A 5,127-nucleotide genomic window follows, 5' to 3' on the forward strand; every position below is an offset into this window, starting at 1 on the left:
TCGGTGGGGATGTCGTCGGCGGGTATCGCGGTGAGGTTGAGGGTGGTGGCCAGTTGGGTGGTGGTGTGGTCGGTGACGGCGATGTGGACGTCGGCTTGGGTGGTCATGGTGTGCAGGCGTGGGGTGGGCAGTGTGGGGTCCATGGGTGTGAACACGCCGCCGGTTTGGGACACGGCGAGTGCGGCGGTGACGAGGTCGATGCCGCGTGGGAGGAGGAGTCCGACCACTGTTTCGGGGCGGACGCCGGCGGTGGTGAGTCGGGTGGCCAGGGCGCCGGCGCGTTGCCACAGTTGGTGGTAGGTCAGGGTCTGGTCGCCGGTGGTGACGGCGGGGGCGTCCGGTTGGGCGGTGACCTGTTGCGCGACCATTTGGGCCAGGGACAGCGCGGGTTGGCTGTCGCCGCCGTCGCCCCAGCGCAGCAGGTCGGCACGCTCCGCTGCGGACACGACATCCCACTGGGACAGGCGGGTGTCGGCACTGCCGGTGGCCATGTCGGTGAGGATCCGTAGCCACCGGTCGATCAGATCGGTGACCACCGCCTGGTCGAACAGATCCAACGAGAACTCCACCACACCATCCATCCCGGAGGGTGTGGCACCGTCGTGACGTTCCCACAGGCTCAGGGCCAGGTCGAAGCGGGAGGTCCCGGTGCTCACGGGTTGCACCTGCAGATCGAGGCCGGGCAGCGCGAAGTGCGGGTCGGGCGTGTTCTGCAGCGCGAGCATGATCTGGAACAGCGGATGGTGGGCCAGCGTGCGCGTCGGGTTCAGTTCCTCGACCAGGTGCTCGAAGGGAACGTCCTGGTGGGCGTAGGCCGTCAGCGCCGTACCGCGTACCCGGTGCAGCAGCTCGGCGAACGTCGGGTCGCCCGAGGCGTCCACCCGCATCACCAGCGTGTTGACGAAGAAACCGACCAGATCGTCCAGCCGTTCGTCCAACCGACCCGCCACCGGAGAACCGATCGGAATGTCCACCCCCGCACCCAGCCGGCTCAACAACCCACCCAGACCAGCCAGCAACACCATGTACACCGTCGTACCGGTCTCCCGGGCCAGCCGGACGATGCCCGCGTGCACGTCGGCCGGGATGCGCAGCTTCAGGAGGTCGCCACGGTAGGAGGCGGCGGCCGGGCGGGTGCGTACGGCCGGGATGTTGATCTGGTCGGGCAGCCCGGTGAGCGCGGTCAGCCAGTATGCCGTCTGGCTGCCGAACAGGCTGTGCGGGTCGTCCTTGGCGCCGAGTAGTTCCTCCTGCCAGAGCGTGTAGTCGGCGTACTGCACCGGCAGGGGAGTCCAGTGCGGTGGCCGGCCGTCATGACGGGCGGCGTAGGCCGTGACGATGTCGCGCGACAGGGGCGCCATCGACCAGCCGTCGCCCGCGACGTGGTGCAGCACGAGCAGCAGCACGTGCTCGTCGGGGCCGAGCCGGAGCAGGCTGGCCCGCAGGGGCAGGTCGGTGGCGAGGTCGAAGGCGAACCGGGCGGCCGCCGCGAGTAGTTCCTGCATCTGCTCCGGCGTCACGTCGGCCTCGTCGAACTCGACCCGGGCCTGCTCGGTCGGCACGATGCGTTGCCACGGCTGGCCGTCGACCTCGGGGTACACGGTGCGCAGCGCTTCGTGGCGGGCGACCACGTCGTGCAGGGCCTGGCGGAGTGCCGCGGTGTCGAGGGCGCCGGTGAGGCGGAACGAGATGAGCATGTTGTAGGTCGGGCTGGGGCCCTCCAGCCGGTGCAGGAACCACAGCCGGCGCTGGGCGGAGCTGAGCGGTAGCAGCTCCGGCCGGCTCGTCGCCGGGCGTACCGGTGGCCGGAGTGCTCTGCCCGGGTCGAGACGGGCGGCCAGACCGGCCACGGTGGGCGTCTCGAACAGTGCGCGGATCGGCACGTCCGCGCTCATCGTGGTGCGGATGCGGCTGATCAGCCGGGTCGCGAGCAGCGAATGGCCGCCGAGGTCGAAGAAGTTGTCGTCGACGCCGACCGCGTCGACGCCCAGCGCCTCGGCGAACAGGTCGGCGATCATCTGCTCGCGCGGGTTGCGGGCGGCGCGCCCGGGTGTGTGCACGGGAGCGGGCAGGGCGGCGCGATCGAGCTTGCCGTTCGGTGTGACGGGCAACGCGTCCAGCAGCACGACCGTGGTGGGCACCAGGTAGTCGGGCAGCCGGTCACGCAGCCAGTCGACCAGTTCGCCGGGCGTACCGGTCCAACCCGGAGCGGGTACGGCGTAGCCGACGAGGCGTACCACCGCGGGCTGGTCCGTGCGGGCGATCACGGTCGCGCGAACCAGGCCGGGGTGGCGGGCCAGCACGGCGGCGGCTTCACCGGGCTCGACCCGGAACCCGCGGATCTTCACCTGGTCGTCGGTGCGGCCCAGGAACTCGAGCTGACCGTCCGGGCGCCAGCGGGCACGGTCACCGCTGCGGTAGAGCCGGGAGCCGTTCGGGCCCGCGACGAACCTCTCCGCGGTCAGGTCCGGCCGGCCCAGGTACCCGCGGGCGAGTCCGGGACCGCCGATGTAAAGGTCACCGGCGACGCCCACCGGTACGGGGTTGAGCCAGGAGTCGAGCACCAGCAGCCGGGCACCGGCTACGGGCTGGCCGATCGGCGCGCGCACCGGCCAGCCGCCGGCCGGGCCGGTCAGCGGCGTGCCGGTGACGACGTGGGTCTCGGCCGGGCCGTAGTGGTTGTGCAGCCCGATGTGTGGGCGGGTGGCGAAGAAGCGGCGCAGTTGCTCCCCGACCACAAGTGCCTCACCGGCCTGTGCGATCACGTGCAGGTCCAGCAGTCGGCGGTCGCCCTCGGCGGCGGCCTCCGCGATCTCGGCCAGCACCGGCTGCGGCGCGAACAGCTCGGTGGCCGCGCTGTCCTGGAGCCAGCCGGCCAGCAACTCGCCGCTGCGGCGGGTGTCGTCATCCGGGACGAGCAACGTCCGACCGGTGGTGAGGGCGCCGAAGATCTCCTGGGCGGCGACGTCGAAACCGACCGAGGTGAACTGCACGGTGCGGGTACCCGGCCCGCCCGGCAGCTCCTCCCGTTGCCACGCCAGCAGGTTGGCCAGCGCGCCGGACGGCATGACCACCGCCTTCGGGGCGCCGGTCGAGCCGGACGTGTAGACGACGTACGCCGGATTGTCGGGCCGGACCACGGGCCTGGCGAGAGTGTGGCCGGACGACCACGACTCCGGACCGAGGACCGGTGTGCCGTGTCGGGCGAGCTCGGTGTCGGTGGTGAGCAGCAGCGCAGGGTGGGTGTCGGCGAGCATGAACCCGATCCGCTCCGCCGGGTGGCCGAGGTCGATCGGCAGGTAGGCGGCGCCGGCGCGGAGCACGGCGACGAGGGCCACGTAGAGGTCGAGGCAGCGGGGCAGCGCGACGGCGACGATCGACTCCGCGGCGACCCCGTGGTGGGCCAGGGTGGCGGCGAGGTCGTCGGCGCGGCGGAGCAGTTCGGCGTAGGTCAGGCTGCCGTCGGGCGCTTCGACGGCGACGTTCTCCGGGGTCGCGGCGGCCTGCGCGGCGATCTGGTCGGCGATCGGCGTGGCGGTTGCGGAGGACGCCGCGTCGGTGCCCCAGCGGTCCAGCTCTCCGCGTTCGTCGGCGGTCAGCACGTCGATGTCGTTCAGCCGGCGGCCGGGGTCGGCGACGACCTGGGCGAGCAGCCGCCGCCACCGGTCGACCAGAGCCTCGACGGTCGCCGCGTCGAACCGGTCGGTGGCGTATTCGACGATGCCGCGCAGACCGTCGGCCCGACCGGCGTCGTAGCGCTCCAGCAGGCTGAAGAACAGGTCGAACCGGGCCGTGCCGGTGGTGACGGGCCGCAGTTCCACGTGGAGATCGGCGAGGTCGAAGGCGGCGTCCGGCGTGTTCTGCAACGCCAGCATGACCTGGAACAGGGGATGGTGGGCCAGGGACCGGGCCGGGTTGAGCACCTCGACGAGATGCTCGAACGGGACGTCGTCGTGGGCGTAGGCGTCGAGCGCGACGTCGCGGACCCGGGTGACGAGGTCGGCGAAGGTCGGATTCCCGGTCAGGTCGACGCGCATCACCAGCGTGTTGACGAAGAAGCCGACCAGGTCGTCGAGCTTCTCGTCGGTGCGCCCGGCGACCGGCGTGCCGATCGGGACGTCCGTGCCGGTGCCGAGCCGGGCCAGGGTGGCCGCGAGCCCGGCGAGCAGCACCATGAAGACGGTGGCCCCTCCGGCGCGGGCGGTCGCGAGGATGCCGGCGTGCAGGTCGGCGTCCAGCACCAGGTCGAGCATCGCGCCCCGGTGGGTGGCGGTCGCCGGGTCCGACCGGTCGGCCGGCAGCGCGATCCGCTCCGGCAGGCCGGCCAGCGTGTCCTGCCAGAAGCGGGTCTGAGCGGTGAGCCGCGCCGCCGGGTCGCCGACGCCGCCGAGCAGTTCGCGCTGCCAGCCGACGTAGTCGGCGTACCGCACGGGCAGCGGCTCCCACCGCGGCGCCTCGCCGGTGCGGCGGGCGGCGTACGCGGTGACGAGGTCGCGTGACAGGGGGGCCAGGGACCAGCCGTCGGCCGCGATGTGGTGCATCAGCAGCAGCAGGACGTGTTCGCTCGGGCCGAGGCGGAACAGGACGGCGCGCAGCGGCAGGTCGGTCGCCAGGTCGAACGGCACGCGGGCGGCCTCGAGCAGCGCCGTCGGCAGATCGGCCACGTCGACCGTGATGACGGACAGGTCGACCGGCGTGTCGGCGGGCAGCAGGCGCTGCGCCGGCTGGCCGTCCCGGTCCGGATAGACCGTGCGCAGTGGTTCGTGGCGGCCGACGACGTCACCGAGGGCGGCGGCCAGCGCCGGCACGTCGAGGTCGCCGTCGAAGGTCAGGCGCAAACCGATGGTGTACGTCGGGCTGGGACCGTCGATGCGGTCGAGCAGCAGAAGACGTTGTTGCCCGGCGGACAGGGCGGCCGGGTCGTCGTCCGGCCGGTGGCGCAACCGTGGCCGCTCGGCCGGCGTGGCGGCGAGCCGGGTGGCGAGTGCGGCGGGCGTCGGGGACTCGAACAGCGTGCGGATCGGCACGTCGCCGCCGAGTGTGCTGCGGATGCGGCTGATGAGGCGGGTGGCGAGGAGGGAGTGTCCGCCGTGGTCGAAGAAGTTGTCGGTGGGGGTGAGGGTGGGT

The 5,127-nt window shown here is 72.5% G+C and carries 1 protein-coding gene; it reads right to left on the reverse strand.

All coding sequences use genetic code 11. The features are described from left to right. On the reverse strand, positions 1–5,127 hold a 5,127-nt coding region (locus AB0B02_RS31750; RefSeq protein WP_357306758.1), incomplete at both ends, for an amino acid adenylation domain-containing protein.

The sequence above is a fragment of the Micromonospora sp. NPDC049240 genome (assembly GCF_040647835.1).
GTDB lineage: Bacteria > Actinomycetota > Actinomycetes > Mycobacteriales > Micromonosporaceae > Micromonospora.